General features: G+C 60.0%; 12 protein-coding genes. 7 read left to right on the top strand and 5 right to left on the bottom strand.

Annotation, left to right across the window (positions count from 1 at the left end; translation table 11 throughout):
- Positions 1–457: 457 nt before the first annotated feature.
- From HMPREF2527_RS07245 to HMPREF2527_RS07235, 3 genes are read left to right on the top strand one after another with little or no spacing between them, the layout of a single operon-like run.
- Entirely contained in the window at positions 458–1,813 is a 1,356-nt protein-coding gene (locus tag HMPREF2527_RS07245) for a hypothetical protein (protein WP_070507430.1), read from the top strand.
- Between the two features lie 33 nt (positions 1,814–1,846).
- Positions 1,847–3,562, top strand: coding sequence for a GT4 family glycosyltransferase PelF (gene pelF, locus HMPREF2527_RS07240; RefSeq protein ID WP_070507427.1), 1,716 nt, complete (start codon positions 1,847–1,849; stop codon positions 3,560–3,562).
- A complete protein-coding gene (locus HMPREF2527_RS07235; protein ID WP_070507425.1) occupies positions 3,552–4,748 on the top strand; it encodes a putative glycoside hydrolase family 15 protein in 1,197 nt (398 codons plus the stop codon). Before pelF ends, HMPREF2527_RS07235 begins: the two co-directional genes overlap by 11 nt.
- A 147-nt stretch (positions 4,749–4,895) precedes the next feature.
- Here the strand turns inward: HMPREF2527_RS07235 and HMPREF2527_RS07230 are convergent, their stop codons facing one another.
- Complete coding sequence (locus HMPREF2527_RS07230) at positions 4,896–6,332, bottom strand: glyceraldehyde-3-phosphate dehydrogenase (RefSeq protein ID WP_070507423.1); 1,437 nt, start codon at positions 6,330–6,332, stop codon at positions 4,896–4,898.
- 287 nt (positions 6,333–6,619) lie between these two features.
- On the opposite strand from HMPREF2527_RS07230, the gene HMPREF2527_RS07225 reads away from it, so the two are divergent.
- The 4 genes from HMPREF2527_RS07225 to HMPREF2527_RS07210 all read left to right on the top strand — a co-directional run bounded on the left by HMPREF2527_RS07225 (position 6,620) and on the right by HMPREF2527_RS07210 (position 10,806).
- The gene (locus HMPREF2527_RS07225; protein ID WP_070507421.1) at positions 6,620–7,555 is read left to right on the top strand and encodes a carbohydrate kinase family protein; all 936 of its coding nucleotides are present in this window, start codon (positions 6,620–6,622) and stop codon (positions 7,553–7,555) included.
- A gap of 83 nt (positions 7,556–7,638) precedes the next feature.
- Positions 7,639–8,184, top strand: coding sequence for a YbhB/YbcL family Raf kinase inhibitor-like protein (locus HMPREF2527_RS07220; protein ID WP_070507419.1), 546 nt, complete (start codon positions 7,639–7,641; stop codon positions 8,182–8,184).
- Between the two features lie 115 nt (positions 8,185–8,299).
- Positions 8,300–9,112: an HAD-IIB family hydrolase gene (locus HMPREF2527_RS07215; protein ID WP_049362455.1), complete on the top strand. Its 813-nt coding sequence runs from the start codon at positions 8,300–8,302 to the stop codon at positions 9,110–9,112.
- A 176-nt stretch (positions 9,113–9,288) separates the two neighbouring features.
- Positions 9,289–10,806 (top strand): ATP-binding protein, encoded by a 1,518-nt coding sequence (locus tag HMPREF2527_RS07210; RefSeq protein ID WP_070507416.1) that lies wholly within the window; start codon positions 9,289–9,291, stop codon positions 10,804–10,806.
- Between the two features lie 109 nt (positions 10,807–10,915).
- On the opposite strand, the gene HMPREF2527_RS07205 is transcribed toward HMPREF2527_RS07210, so the two are convergent.
- The 4 genes from HMPREF2527_RS07205 to HMPREF2527_RS07190 form a co-directional block, all read right to left on the bottom strand.
- Positions 10,916–12,250: a uracil-xanthine permease family protein gene (locus tag HMPREF2527_RS07205; protein ID WP_070507415.1), complete on the bottom strand. Its 1,335-nt coding sequence runs from the start codon at positions 12,248–12,250 to the stop codon at positions 10,916–10,918.
- A gap of 256 nt (positions 12,251–12,506) precedes the next feature.
- Positions 12,507–13,592 carry an acyl-CoA dehydrogenase family protein gene (locus HMPREF2527_RS07200; protein ID WP_070507412.1) on the bottom strand — a complete coding sequence of 362 codons (1,086 nt, stop codon included), beginning with the start codon at positions 13,590–13,592 and terminating at the stop codon, positions 12,507–12,509.
- 30 nt (positions 13,593–13,622) lie between these two features.
- Positions 13,623–14,147 carry a DUF4242 domain-containing protein gene (locus tag HMPREF2527_RS07195; protein ID WP_049326806.1) on the bottom strand — a complete coding sequence of 175 codons (525 nt, stop codon included), beginning with the start codon at positions 14,145–14,147 and terminating at the stop codon, positions 13,623–13,625.
- A gap of 247 nt (positions 14,148–14,394) precedes the next feature.
- Complete coding sequence (locus HMPREF2527_RS07190; protein WP_070507411.1) at positions 14,395–15,585, bottom strand: Fic family protein; 1,191 nt, start codon at positions 15,583–15,585, stop codon at positions 14,395–14,397.
- Positions 15,586–15,804: the final 219 nt, after the last annotated feature.

Below are 15,804 nucleotides of genomic sequence, written 5' to 3'. Positions count from 1 at the left end.
GTCGCTTAGAGCATCCCGGTTCCCTCCCTGTGGGAGGAGCCGGGATGCTTTTGCGCAGGGACACATGGTGCATGCACAGGTAGTGCGGGGGATCCTTGGTTGGGTGAACCTTGTGCCGGTGTGCCAGCGCGTCAGCACCTCGCGTGGAGCACCCAAATCAAGGTTGTTGCACCCCGCGTATATTGCATAGAATATTGCTCTCACTAGATGTTTTGCATTCTTGTGTGACGCGCATTATATGGGTGTGTCCTAAATCCCTCCAAATATCAAGTAGAGGGTTAAGGAAACCAAAGGTTTTAGTTGATATATGCCGTATATTGATTCACGGCGGCATCAGCGCAAGCCATGGGGACCCGGCACTTCTCGGTACGACGACTCTTTCCCCTGGCGCGTCACACGGTGCTGTTCAAACACACTGCCCCTAATCTTTACGATTATCGACTGAAAGTCTGCAAGATTGTCTACCAACCACGGTACTGAGGAAAAAAGCAACAGCGCATGGCGCCTCCTCATTAACTTTCTGCTTTACGTCTCTCCGGTCGCCCTGCTGACCACCGTCTTCCCCATGGTCACCCCGACCATTAACCGGTACAACCTTGATGGTGTACCCCTGATTCAGGTGATTCTGGCGGCGTCCATTACCGTTCCTTGGCTCAGCCAGGCAGCCTGCCTGCCCCTTTACCGTGCTATCCAGATGGAGCACAAGAAGATTGCGGACGCCCGCGAAGGCCTGCGTATTCACGCTGAAACCCTTGAGCACCAGCTCAAGCGTGCCGAAGCACGAGCCGTACGCGCACGCATGTCCGAGCCGCAGTTCCAGGACATTACCGACCTGACCGCGTTCACCCGCAACTGGCTCTATCTCTTCTTCATGACCATGCCGCTGGTGCTGCTCTTCGCAATTCCGGTCGCCCTCGTTCTTCACTGGAGCCCGACTGCATTCGGTGCGTTCTTCGTCCTGGGCGTTCTCAACATTGCGTTCGCGCAGCTGCTGGTCATCCCGAACCTCGCGAAGAACCGCATCATCTGGTTCATCGCGTGGCTTGGCTACACTCTTGCCTTGTACTGCTACCCCGTCATCTGGTTCCTGCCGCCGCTGGTCGGTTCGCTCATCCTGCTGGTGAGCCTCGGTAAGGACCTGGTGCACCTGCTGCACTTCGCGCGCATCCCGCTCAAGGACATTGCGCTCGACGCCCTGCGCGGCTTCTTCACCGGCTCCATCATCTGGGCTGATAAGTACATGCTCTTCCTGGTCACCGGCGGTGAAATCAACGTTGTGGCAATCTACCTGAGCTTGATCCCCTGCGTTATCGCCTACAACTACTTCTTCGTGGTGGAGGCAGACCGCGTCAACGCAAGCATCCAGCACCTGTGGACCATCTTCGACCGCCTGCCCTACAAGGGTGTTCAGGCGGAGTCATCCAAGGCTCTGCGCACCTCCAACCACGCTATCCGCAACTCCCTGCTGATTTACATCGCCAGTGCTATCGTCACCGGCATCCTGATGTTCATCTTCCTGCCGCAGTCCTACCCGCTGGCGCTCTCCGGCCTGGTCGTGGCGTTCCTCTTCGTTGCAGTGGCACTGCTGATTTACCAGATCGAGTACATGACCATGTACGTCACCGTGCAGCTGCTCTCCGCAGCGCACCTGGTGCTGCTCTTCATCTCCTTCATGATCCTGCCCAACGAGACCGGCTACCTGCCCATCATCGTGGGCGAGACAGTGCTCGCCTTCGCATGCTACCGCGTCTACCGTCAGGCGTGGGCAGCACCCGAGTACTCCCTCTTCTGGCGTCGAGCCCTCGCCTGGTAAGAACCGCACGGTCCGCGAAAGATACACACGACAATGACTGAACAGATGTACCGAAACCACTATGCGCCGCTGCAGCTTCCGGCTCCCGGCCCCCACTACAGCGACCCCGAATACCCGGACGTTGACGTCGCCATCATCATGGAATCCACCTACCCCTACCTCAAGGGTGGTGTGTCCGCGGTGGTGCACGATATCGTCTGCGAAAACCCGGATCTGACCTACGGCATTATTCACATCGCCTGGGATAAGAACTCCCCCCACGAAGACCTCTACGGCATGCCCGAGAACGTCAAGTGGGTCAAGGTGCTGTACCTGAGCCTGGAAGTCAACCGCGAGGCCTTTGCGGAAGCCTGCGACCCCTCCGCACTGCGCATGAGCTTTGCGGAGCGTCAGGCGCTCACTAACCGCCTCATGGATGGCTTCAGTGCCCTCATCGCCGGCGACGTGAACCCCCTCTGGAAGCTCTACGACGAGGGCATCAACCCCGCAACCCGCAGCTACAACCTCTTCGGCCTCTTCGGAACCCGCGAGTTCATGCAGGCGATTGCGGGTCTGGGCTTCTTCTCCGAGGTGCCCTTCGGCGAGCTCTTCTGGAAGGTGCGCGACTTCGTCTCCATCCTCTTTGCGATCCTGCACGAGCGGATGCCGCACGCCCGCGTCTACCACGCCCACACCACCGGCTACGCGGCACTCATCGCCGCCGCAGCCGCACGCGACCACGGCACCAGTTTCCTGCTGACTGAGCACAACCTGTACATTCGCGACACCGTGAACACCAAGCTCGAACGCAACATGGCGAAGCCCGTCACCACCGACTACGCCTTCCTCCACGAGGAGCGTGAGCACCCCGGCCTAGGCCCGGTCACCCTCGACGAGCGTGCCTGGTCCGTCTGGTTCGTCGAAATGGGACGCTTCTGCTACCCCAGCGCCGACATGGCAACCTACCTGTACCCCAAGGCTCTGGAAGAGGCACGCGGTATTGGCGCGCCCATCGACCAGATGAACGAGGGTGAGAAGGACCGCGCAATCATTCTGCCCAACGGCATGCTCATCGAGTCCGTGGCGGAAGCCTACTACGCCCGCCAGGCGGCGCGTGCCCGCATCCTCGCTGAGGGCCGCGGCCACGTGTGGCGCTTCGTGTTCATTGCCCGCGTGGTGCCCATTAAGGGCCTGACCGACCTGATTCGCTCCCTCGCGGTGCTGCGCGATCAGGGCCTGGTGAACTTCCACCTGGACGTGCTCGGCCCCAAGGACCACCTGCCCGAGTACTACGAACTGTGCCTGCGCACCATCGAAGAGCTCAACATGGGCGAGTACATCACCTTCCACGGCACCGTGAACGTGCGTGCGATGCTCGACCGCTTCGACCTGCTGCTCATGCCCAGCTACAATGAGGGTCAGCCGATTGTGGCGCTCGAGGCGATGGCTGCGTCCATCCCGCTGGTCAGCACCGACGTGGGCGGTATGTCCCAGCTCATCGACGATGTGCTGGTCGCCCCCGACGGCCACGAAATCGGTAACTGCGGTATCTTGACCATCCCCGGCGATATTCACGGCTTCGCGGCGGCGCTGCGCACCCTTATGGAGGAGCCCAGCATCTACGAACGCTACTGTGTGAACGCCTACGACCGTATCGTCAGCTTCTTCCAGCTGCGACTGGTCATGGACCGCTACAACACGATCTACCGCGAGCTGGGCAAGCTGCCCCCTCGCGCCCCCGAATTCGACCCGGAGTACGATGGCGAATAAACTCACCCGCTTGGGCGGACCCGGCAAATTTGGTGCCTGGGTCCGCTACGGCGGTAAGCCCATTACCCAGCAGCAGCTCGATTTTGCGGTCAAGAACTACTCTGTCGCAATCCTGCAGCCCTGGGAACTGGACGCGGCACGCTACCTGAAGAAGCGTGCACCTCAAATGGTGGTGCTGGCGTACAAGTGCCTGTCCTCCACCCGCTCTTATGAGCCCGGCCCGATTTACTCGTCGGGTGTGTCTTACCCGCTGGCGCAGTCGATGGCGAACTCCGGTAAGGATTTCTTCGCCCACCGCCTCAACGGCGACCGTATCGAGTGGAAGGGCTACCCCAAGCACTTCCAGATGCAGGTGTGGAACGCTGACTACCGTTGGCACTGGGTGGATGCTGTGGTGCGCGAAATGCGCGACTCACCCTTCGACGGGGTCATGGCTGATAACGACGTGGAGAACGACTACTACGGTCTGGACCTGCCCATTCAGGGCGTGGAGTCTATGACGAAGATCCGTGAGCACCTGGATTTTCTGGTCGCCTACGCCGGTATTGAGCTGAATAAGATCGGCAAGATTCTGGTGCCCAATATTGCTGAGTCTCGTCTGCGTTACGGTAAGTGGGAGCGTCACAGCGCCTACGGTGGCGGCTTTGAGGAGGTGTGGCTCGGCTGGGGTCCGAACGACTACCTGTCTTCGCCCTATGCCGTGATGCAGGGTCGTGAGATTGCGAACGGCTCGGCGGGCGACGTGAACCTGGGGGCTACTTTTGCGGGTCTGGGTGGCCGTAGCGCCGCCTCGCAGAAGAAGGTGACGATTCTGCGTACCCCGCTCAGCGACCGCAAGGCTCCGATTACCGGCACGGATGAGAATTTCCTCTACGGTTTGGCGGGCTTCTGGGTGTTCGGTGGAGGTGCCTTCACCGGCATCAGTGCAACCCACCACGACGCCTACGACGAGATCCCGCACGCCCCGGAGCTCTCCTACGACCTGGGAGATCCGGTCGGCGGTATTATCGCTCAGAAGACCGCTCAGACTCGTGCCTTTACTCGTGGTTGGGCTGCTCTGAACACCGGCTCGAAGGATGTGACCGTGACGGTTCCCTCTAATCTGGTGGATGCGGCAAACCGCCCGGTGCCTTCGAGCTTCACGCTGCGGGCGCATCAGGGTGTGGTGTACCGCCGTAAGGCGTAATTCACCGCTCGCGTAGCTCTTCTGAGCTTCTGTGCGACACCCCTTATTTGCGCATATAACCTCATAAACAAACCCACCGGCAATATAGCCAAATGGCTATATGTACCGGTGGGTTTGTTATATGTGTGCTAGATGAGCTGGGGTAGCTTACTTAGCGGGGTAGGAGGGCACTTCGTAGCCGCCCATGCGCTCAAGAACGCGAATCACCTGGCAGGAGTAACCAAACTCGTTGTCGTACCAGACGTAGACAATTGCGGAGTCATCGGTCACCACGGTAGCCAGCGAGTCCACAACACCTGCGGTGCGGGAACCCACGAAGTCGGTGGAAACAGCCTCGGGGGAATCCGAGTAGCCCACCTGGCGGCGCAGCTCGCCGTCGATGGACTCGCGGCGGAACAGCTCGTTCAGTTCCTCAGCGGAACCTGCGGGCTTGGTCAGCTTCACGTTCAGGATTGCCATGGAGACGTCCGGGGTGGGAACGCGGATTGCGTTACCGGTCAGCTTGCCTTCCAGCTGCGGCAGAGCCTTCGAAACAGCCTTCGCTGCACCGGTCTCGGTGATGACCATGTTCAGCACAGCGGAGCGACCGCGGCGGTCACCCTTGTGGAAGTTGTCGATCAGGTTCTGATCGTTGGTGAATGCGTGAACGGTCTCAACGTGACCGCGCTCAACACCGTATGCGTCATCCAGAACCTTCAGTGCCGGAGTGATCGCGTTGGTGGTGCAGGATGCTGCGGAGAGGATCTTGTCCTCATCGGTGATGACGTTGTCGTTCACGCCGAACACGATGTTCTTCATGTCGCCCTTACCGGGAGCGGTCAGCAGAACACGAGAAATGCCGGGGCGGTTCAGGTGCTGCTCAAGGCCCGGAACGTCGCGCCAGCGGCCGGTGTTGTCCACCAGCAGAGCGTCCTTGATGCCGTACTCGGTGTAGTCGACAGTGGTCGGGTCGGAGGAGTAAATGAAGCGAACCGGAACACCGTTAGCGATGATGGTGCTGTTCTCCTCGTCCACCTCAATAACGCCCTTGAAGGGGCCGTGAACCGAGTCGCGCTCCAGCAGGGATGCGCGCTTGACCAGGTCCTTATCGCCGTTCTTACGCACCACAACAGCGCGCAGGTTCAGGCCAGAACCCAGCGGCGAGGAGGAGCGCTCCAGCAGAATACGAGCCAGCAGGCGACCAATACGACCGAAGCCGTACAGCACAACGTCCTGCTCCTTCGGCTGGTCACCCTGGTGGTTCACGGAGGAACCCAGCTGCTCGGGCAGCCACATGGACAGCTCGGGGGAGCCGGCCTCGTGGTGTGCCTTGTGCAGAGCAGCAATGTTAATCGAGCACGCGCCCAGGTTCAGCTCAACCAGGGCGCGAACCAGCTCGAGGGAGTGCGCGGGGTTCAGGGGCGCACCGTCGATGTGGGATACGAAATCGTGCAGCTTCAGCAGCTCAATGACAGACTTGTTGACCAGGCTGCGGCCGTGAATGCTCAGCACCACGCCGTTCTCGCGGTGCAGCTTACCGATGAGGGGGATCAGCTCCTCTGCGGTAGCCTCACGGTTAACCCAGGTAGCGGTTGCAGTCGTCACGTATGACCTTCTTCCTAACTTCGTCGTTGGAGGGTAGGCGCGACGATGCTGTCGCGTCAATACCGTGCCGGGCGTTAAGACCCGGCGTCGGTTTAAGTCTAACCCGTGCGGACCCCTTCAGAGCCTCAAAATTAGCGATATTGAGGCTAAAAGTCAGAAGAGACAGAAGGCAGTTTGTGAACCCACACGGCAAGCCAACATAAGCCCTCAAAAGGGAAAGCAAAACCACTTTAAATACCCACAAAAACACACGTCACGACCCGGAAAACATGAGTAGAATTGAAACCATGTTGACTGTAATCGGTGAAGCACTCGTAGACGTCGTCCACCAGCACGACGGAGAAACCCGCGCCTACCCCGGCGGATCGCCCATGAACGTAGCCGTTGGCGCACGCCGCCTCGGCCACCCCACCAACTTCGTCGGCCACTACGGCCCCGACGCCTACGGCAAGAGCATTGACGCACACCTGGAAGCATCCCAGGTGAACCTGCCCTTCGAGCACAGTGCTGAACGCACCTCCGTCGCCCAGGCCACCATCGGTGAAGACGGCGCAGCAGAGTACGAATTCGACATCACCTGGTCTCTTGAATCCGTCGCCGAGAAGCTCACCGAACTGGCACGCACCTCCGATGCAGTGCACACCGGCTCCATCGCCGCCATGCTCGAACCCGGCGCGCACGTAGTCGCCGCAGCTTTTGAAGCCGCCCGCGACAGTGCCCTGCTCAGCTACGACCCGAACTGCCGCCCCACCCTCATCCACAACGTTGATGAGGGCCGCGCCTGGGCTGAAAAGTTCGTGTCCCTCTCCAGCGTCGTCAAGGCCTCTGACGAGGACCTGCAGTGGCTCTACCCCGACCGCTCCCTCGACGACACCGCACGCGCGTGGCTTGACCTCGGCGCTGAGCTGATGGTCATCACTCGCGGCGAGGACGGCCCCATCGCCTTCACCAAGAAGTACCCCGAGGGCATCAGCCAGCCCGCACACCGCGTTGAGGTTGCGGACACCGTCGGTGCCGGTGACTCCCTCATGGCGGCACTCATCGCGGGCCTGCTCGACCGCGGTATCGCCGGTGCTGAGGCGCGCGCCAAGGTTGCCGCACTGACCGCCGAAGACATCGTCGACCTGCTGCGTTTCTCCGCGACCGCAGCCGGCATCACTGTCTCCCGCGCGGGCGCTAACCCGCCCACCCGCGAAGAACTGACCGCCGTACTCAACGGCTAAATAATCTACGCCTCGCCGGCGGATAGCTCACTCTGTCCGCCGGCGTCGCCATATCCACCCGCACCCCAACGCTGAGGAGCACCATGACCAACATCGGCACCGCACCCCTGCCCCGCGAACCCTACGCGGGCATGCCCGAACTGCCCGAATTCACCCTGACCTCCACCGACATTCAGGACGGCGGCACCGCCCCCGAATGGATGCGCTCCGCCCTCTTCGGCGTGGCGGGCGGTCAGGACCGCTCCCCGCAGCTGTCCTGGAGCGGATTCCCCGAGGGCACCAAGTCCTTCGTGCTGACCTGCTTCGACCCGGATGCGCCGGTCCCCAGCGGCTTCTGGCACTGGACTGTCTCCAACATTCCCGCCAACGTGACCAGCATTGACACTGGCGCGGATGCACCCGCCGGCGCTCTGACGCACCGCAACGACGCCGGTGTGGCGGGCTTCCTGGGTGCTGCGCCTCCGGCTGGTCACGGCCCGCACCGCTACATCTTCTGCGTCACCGCCGTGGATGTGGAGAAGCTCGACATTGACGAGAATGCCAGCCCCGCCGTCGTGAACTTTAACCTGCTCGGCCACGGTCTGGGTCGCGCGTTCCTGACCGTCACCTACGCGGAACCGGCGGCATAGCGGCACACCGGCTCGCTGGCACAGTCTAACGAGCCCCGCGCCACCAGACCCGCGCCCTGACCAGTACCGTACACTGACCAGCACCGATACACCCCACCATTGAAGGCATATCTGCATGATTAAACTCATCGCCAGCGACCTGGACGGCACCCTCATCGGGCACGACTTCCGGTTCCGTCCGCGGACCCTGCGCGCCCTTGAGGCTGCCCGCGCCGCCGGGATCGATATCGTCTTCGTTACCGGCCGCCCGAGCCGCTGGCTCACGCCCCTGCGCGAGCAGACCGACTTCGACTCCTACGCCATCTGCTCCAACGGTGCCGTGGTGTACCACCTGGGCGCGAACGAGGTAGAAGAGATCAACGGCGCAGATCCCGCGGTGATTGCCCGCACCCACGAACTCCTAGAACCCATGTTCCCCGACGCCACCTACACCCTGGAAACCGTAGACACCGTCTATATTCAGGGGCCTCACGACGGCGGTGAGGTGCTTGAGGGCGCCCGCGTTATTGAGTCGAGTATTGCTGATTCCCTGGAACGAATTGGCTCAACCCCGGTCATTAAGTACCTGATCCGTGTGCCCGGCATGGACCCGGATATTCTGCAGGCGCGCGTGCATCAGGCGGTGGGTTCGCTGGTGTCGGTGACCCGCGGCGTAGTTGGTGAACCGCTCGTTGAGATGGGTTCTAAGACTGTGAATAAGGGGCGGATCTTGGAGAAGTTCGCGGCACGCCACGGCATTGAGGCGCACGAGGTGATGGCGTTCGGTGACATGCCGAACGATGCTGAGATGCTCTGCTGGGCGGGGGAAGGCTTCGCTATGGCCTCGGGTCAGCCGGCGCTCATTGCGAAGGTGGGGCGCACCTGCCCGGCCTTCCATGAGGACGGTGTGGCGCAGACGATTGAGGCGATGCTCGCCGAACGGTCCTAGCCGCCTAGCACTGCTATCCAGCACTAGCGGCTGGGTCAGCCTCCGCAGACATAACTCAGACATAAACTTTTATGTCTACACATAAAAAATTTGAGTCTAGACATAAAAATTTATGTCTAGACTCAAATTTTTGTGTCTGATTTACATCTGATTTGTGTCTAGACTAAAATTTTTGTATGAACAACGTGGAATGGACCCCCGAATGGCTTACTGAAACCATCAAACTACTGCGTACTCACGGTAGCGATACGCAGTTTATCGAGGTTAAAAAAGCCCACGGAGGCTACCCCGGAAGCCTAGACGCAACCCTTAGTAGCTTCTCCAATAGTTCCACGGGCGGAATCATTATCTGTGGACTCGATGAGAATAATGACTTTGCACCTGTAGGCGTATACGACCCTGCAGACCTAGAAAAAACCCTCGGCAACAAGCTCCGCAGGGGCCTCAAGCCGCCGAACACCATGGAATCTGGCACTATCCTCTATGAAGGCACCAAAATCTTTGTTGCCACAATTCCTCCGCTGCCTCCCTACGAACGACCCGCCTACATTGGCGGTAAAGCGTACGTGCGTTCCGGCGACGGTGACCACGAAATGAGCCGCCACGAAACCGACCTGATGGTGGCTCAGCGGACACGCACCGGATTCGATGAGGAGCCGGTGGAATACACCTCCATAGCTGACCTAGACGAAGGCCTCAAAACTGCTTATCTGCGAGACGTACGCGCTAAATCACGCCGCCTTGCTGGAAGCTCCGATGAAGAAGTGCTCCGCCGCAAGGGAATTATTGCCCTCGGAACCGACAACCTTTCCCTTGCCGGCCTGTACGCCTTGGGTTCTTACCCCCAAGAGTTCAGGCCCTCGCTCAAAGTCACTGGAGTCGTCATCGACCCAAACGGTAAAGCTCGCAACCTCGACAAATTCGAGGCGGACGGCCCCACCCCCGCCATGCTCGAAGAGACTCTGGCATGGATCAATCGGAACCTGGCACACCCGGTTGTCGAGCTGTCCAATGGGCATCTCATCAACGGGCAGGAAGTACCCGATATTGCCCTTCGTGAGATTCTGTCGAATGCACTCGTACACCGCAGCCTCAACCCCAAAGCAGATACCGAAGAGGTGCGCGTCAGGATTTTCCCCGACCGAATCTCTGTAGAGAACCCCGGTGGTCTATACGGAATCACTCTCCAGCGCCTGCAAGAGTATGGAGAACGTTCCCGCGTGAACGACCGCCTGTATGACGTCTGCACGCACGTAACAACCCCCGACGACGGATACCGAGTCATCGAGGGCGAGGGTAGCGGCATCTACACTGCCCAGGAGGCGGTGCGTCAGGCAGGGCTGAAACCCATCCAATTCATTGATGGGGTCATTCGTTTTACCGCGATTATTAGCCGGGAGCCTCTGGTTGGTGCTCGTGCCGCCGACGTCGGTTCACCGAAGCAGAAGTCGGAAGCAGGCCCGCGCCAATCGTCACCTACGGTTCCCAGCAGCCGTCAGGAGGCGGTGCTCCTCGCTCTGCGCTCGCTACGTCACCCCGCCGGTATCGACGACATCATGGGTGCTCTTCCCGGGCCTTTTGCTGAGCTGCGGAAGCCGCAGGTCCGGTACGTTCTGACAAAGCTTCTTCAAGAGGGCGTAATCGTGCGTGAAGGTGGTCGAGGCAACCGCAATACGACATACCGCCTGGCCTAATCGAACATCGGGCTAACAACAAAAGCGGCCCGGATGGATTGGTTTCCATCCGGGCCGCTTTTCTGCAGCCTACGCCTCAGGAGTATTACTCCAACGGGCGGTCAGGCGCCTAGTGCACCTCAGTGCTCTTCTCAGGATCGAAGGGCTCCAACGGGTCGCCAGCAGCCTTCGTGTACTTCGCGATGAAGGTCATCAGGTGGAAGATAATCAGGGTCGCAGCGGTACCCAGAGCAATACCGGCGAAAGACAGCTCACCGAAGGTCCAGGTGTAGTCCGCAATACCCACAATCAGCGCCACAGCGGCGGTAGTCAGGTTAATCTGGTTCGAGAAGTTCACGCGGTTCTCGCTCCAAATACGGGCACCGAGCATACCGATCATGCCGTACAGCACGGTTGCGGCACCGCCCAGAACACCCGCAGGAACGGTCGCAATTGCCGCACCGAACGCGGGGAACATGGACAGCGCAATCGCGAAAATAGCAGCCACCCAGTACGCCGCGGTGGAGTACACCTTGGTCGCAGCCATCACACCGATGTTCTCAGCGTAGGTGGTGGTACCCGAACCTCCGCCGAACCCGGCGATGGTGGTTGCCAGACCGTCCGCCATGAGGGCACGGCCCGAGTAGTCGTCCAGGTTCTTGCCGCTCATCAGAGCAACAGACTTCACGTGGCCGATGTTCTCAGCCACGAGCACCAGGATCACGGGGATGAACAGGCCAGCGAGCTCCCAGTGGAACTCGGGGGTCTGGAACTGCGGCAGGCCAATAATGCCCTGAGTCTGCACAGCCGTGTCAATCTTAGAAAAGTCCACCTCGCCGCGAATGACAGCGGTAATGTAGCCGATGCCCACACCCAGCAGGATAGACAGGCGACCAATAATGCCCTTGAAGAGCACCGAAATCAGGATGATGGAGCACAGGGTCACCAGTGCGGTCACCGGTGCCACCATGAAGTTGTCCTTAGCGCTCTTTGCCAGGTTGAAACCAATCAGCGCCACAATCGAGCCGGTGACAACTGGCGGCATGAGCTTGGTGAGCCAGCCGGTGCCAGCAAACTGAACGATCAGGCCGACCAGGAACAGGGCGATACCCGCCATGACGATGCCGCCGAGGGCGCCAGCGGGGCCGTGCGAGTTCATGGCAGCCGCCAGAGGCGCAATGAACGCAAACGAAGAACCCAAGTAGGAGGGGACGCGTCCGCGAGTAATGAGCAGGAACAGGACCGTGCCGAGACCCGAGAAGAACAGGGTGGTTGCCGGCGGGAAGCCGGTAATAATCGGCACGAGGAAGGTTGCGCCGAACATTGCAACCACGTGCTGCGCGCCAATGCCGATAGTAATCGGCCAGGCGAGGCGCTCGTTCGGGGCGACGAAGGAACCGGGCTGAATGCTTCGACCGTCGCCGTGAATCGACCAGTCAAAGCCGAGAATTTTAGAGATGCTCAAAGGGAGCTCCTGAGGTGAATGTGGTGGTGTATAAAATTCCACATAATTCTACGCGCATATGGGTGTAGGTCACAGCTAAACGCCTATAAATATGAGCAGGGATACGTTAATTAGGGCATAGTCTTCTTTTATTGTGGGCTCCATATCCCGTATATAGCCCAGAATGCATCAATACCCCGTATATGCAATTCAAAGCATATACGGGGTATTGATGCAAAGAGCGAATAAAAACACTCGCTATACGTAGCTCATTAGCTTAGAGAGCGTCACGCAGGTTCTCCAGGTGATCGTAACGCGCCAACTCATATCGCAGGTGACCTTCGGTCGGCGACTGAACCGGCAGGAACGACGCCTCACGCAGGCGACGAGCAGTCGGGGAAGTAGCCACGTAACCGGCGCCTCCAACAACCTGCAGCTCAAAGTGAGTAGCAATGGTTGCAAAGTGCGAAACACCCAAACGCAAGCTCAGCAGGTCACGACGCTCAGCACGCTCCGGCTCAGACGCCAGGCGAACCAGTTCCTCACGCAGGCTCTGGTACTCCGTCAGAATCAGCGGGAACTCAGGACGGAACACACCCTGGGAGACGTCCAGATGCTTAGCAGCCTCCTGTAGAGCACCAGCGGCAAGACCCAAGCAGAACGACGACTGAACCAGCAGGAACGGCGCGGTCACATCGTGCAAGAACGCCTCAATGTTATCGCTCAGAATGTCCTCGCTCGGAACGAAAACGTCCTCGAACTTCAGAGTGCCAGACTCGGTGCCGTTCAGTGCCAGCAGGTTGCGGTGGTAGTCAACGCTCAGACCCTCAACGTTCTGGCGAACCGTCACGATGTAGCGGTTCGGGTGGCTCTCCGGGGCGTTCTGCACAGCCACCGGAAGAACAATCACGCCGCCCGGGTACAGGTTCGACGCCCACGACACGGAACCGTTCAGCTTCAGACCGCCCTCAACGAGAGTGCCCTCAACCTTAATCGGTGCCAGGCCCGAAGCCTCCTTGTACGCTGCCGCCATCGCGGTGGTGCCGCTGACGGTTGCATCCGCCAGACCCTCGGGCAGCTCGCGGCCCACAGCGTCAAAGAACGCGATGGTGGAGCGGTGAGCCCACAGGGAGAACGCCGTGGAGGCATCCTCGGTGGCAAGGTCGAACGCTACCGAAACCTGGGGGACCAGGGAGTCGCCGTCACGGCCCAGGGTAATCAGGCCGTCCTTAGCGATTTCGCGCAGGTTCTCGAAGGGGGAACGCTCGCCACGGTCAACCGCGCTAGCGTGGGTTCGGGCGAGTGCGAGCACCTGCTCGCGCTGGGGGTAGTCGTAGAGGGGTTCGAGAGTGAACTCGGACATGGGGTTTCTCCTAAGCGGGGAGTGTCACATCTATGCGTGCAGCTTGAACAGTCGGTCAATGGGGGTGCTGACGGCCTTACGGGCGCGAACAACAGCTTCTTCGTCGGGTGCGTCGTAGAAGCAGAGGCACTTTGCGGTGTCTTCGCGAACGTAGGTGCGCAGGAAGGAAACCTCGGGTACTTCAGCGTACTTGGGGGCGTTTGCCTTCTTGCGGGTCAGGTACTGTTCCATGGTGATTTCTGCGGGGATGTCCCACTCAACCAGGTAGTCTGCGTCCTTCTTGAGCTTCTTGATGTCTTCGAGCTCTGCGCCGACCAGGCGGACTGCGTCGGGGCCTGCGACGGCTGCGCGCTCACCGATGGCTGCGGTGAGGTCGGGGCCGAATGCGGTGCTCTCAGCTTCGACGATGACGAAGACAATCTTGTGGTCTGCGGAGACCTGGGTTTCGATGAGCTCGGCGCCGTGGCTCAGGGACGAGTTGACGGTCTCGATGAGTGCGGTTGCTTCGTCCTTGGACGGCTGTGCGGGGGTCAGTTCTACCAGGTAAAGTGCCATGATGTTCTCCTCGGCTTAGGGTTGAAGGGTTGTTCCGGAAGGGGCCTTCCGGTTTGTTATGGATTCACCTTAGACCCGTGGTTGAGGGCTGTCTAGTAGATTTCTGTTCGTGGCTTAATACGTCCTTTTTGACTCTAATGTTCGTCATGTGTGTTCATGCGGAGACATAAATCGTCACAGTTCCGTGCATGGGAACCCGCCTACAGCCGCAGAATTTTCGCGTGGGTTATCGAACCCGGAGGCGCATCTATCCGCGCCGTCCCGCTCGTGCTGCAAAGTCGTCGAGGGCGCGGTTGAGAGCGGGGACAGTCCACACTTTTTGCCCCTGAATTTTGACGCGTTCTTCACGCAGAATTTGCAACTCCACCATGCGGTTGAGGAGGCGATACACACTAGCCCGGGACCCCCGCGTGTGTTCCTCCACCATGCGTGCGGTGAAGGCGGGCTCGGTACAGCACAGGTCGGTGAGGGAACGCAGGAGAGGGGTTTTACGCTGGGCAATGGACAGCACCTCATCGCGCAGGGTTTCAATGTCTTGCGCCAGGATTTCTGCGTTGGTAATTGCCTTCTGTGTGGCGTCGATGAAGAGCTCGATGATGGGCTCGGCATCGCCTGCACGGTAGTCGGTGAGCGCCTGAATGTACCCATCGGTATCGTGCAACAGCCCGGAGGAGACGGGCAGAATCACGTGGCGGGTGACGCCGCAGGCGAGCAGGAGCGCGGAGATGAGGGCTCGCCCGGTTCTGCCGTTGCCGTCAGTGAAAGGGTGAATCGTTTCAAATTGGGCGTGCGCGATAGCCGCCTGCGCGAGGGGGTCAATATCGCGGCGGTTCATGAAGGCTACAAGGTCTTCGAGGGCGGCAGGAACCCTCTCGTGATGCGGCGCCACATAGTCGGCGGTTACCGGCGAATCGCCCTTAATCCACACCCACTGGGTGCGGAGTACGCCGGAGTCCTGCTGTAGGCCGCGGGTCAGTTCGCGGTGCATCGCGAGGATGTTATCGACGCTAATGTTTTCTGCGGTGTTCAAGGCTGCACGCATGGCGTGAACGTTGCGTGCCACCAGCTCGGCGTTAACGCCAACTTTCGACCCGCTTGCACCCAGGACAGCCAGTGAGAGCTTGCGGGCACTAACGGTGAGGTTTTCGATCTGCGAGCTGGAGGCGGATTCGCCACGCAGAAGAACCGCAGAGAAGGGGATGCCGCCGATGTGGTGGAGCCGCTCATCGAAGCGGGTCATTGCGGTGGCGTTCTCCTGGAGGCGCGCTCGCAGTGCGGGGCTGAGTTCGACGTTGAGTGCGGCAATGGAAGCGGGTACGGCGCTGGAGAAGGTGCCGGAGTTGCGGCGCGTTGCGCGTCGGGAGGCGAGGGCGTCCCGGTGAACCCAGGGGGTTTGCGGCTCCCATGTGAGGGCGGGCCAGGTGGTGGCTGAGGGCATGGTTCCTCCTCCTGGGTGTCGTTAATGCTGGTCGTGCTTGAGGGGTCTTAATAAGACAATACACTTCAATTTTCTTATTAAGGCGCTTAATAAGAAAATCTGCGCGGATTGTCTCATTAAGGAACATGCTCCGAACGCCCCTCCTGAACCCCCCTCGACATTCCGGGGCTCCGACTGCCGGGAGCATACACCGGGGCATACACTGGAGCATGTACCAGG

It is taken from the genome of Rothia sp. HMSC071B01 (assembly GCF_001808945.1).
In the GTDB taxonomy this organism is placed as follows: Bacteria; Actinomycetota; Actinomycetes; order Actinomycetales; family Micrococcaceae; genus Rothia.
This window is presented reverse-complemented; position numbering and strand designations above follow the sequence as displayed.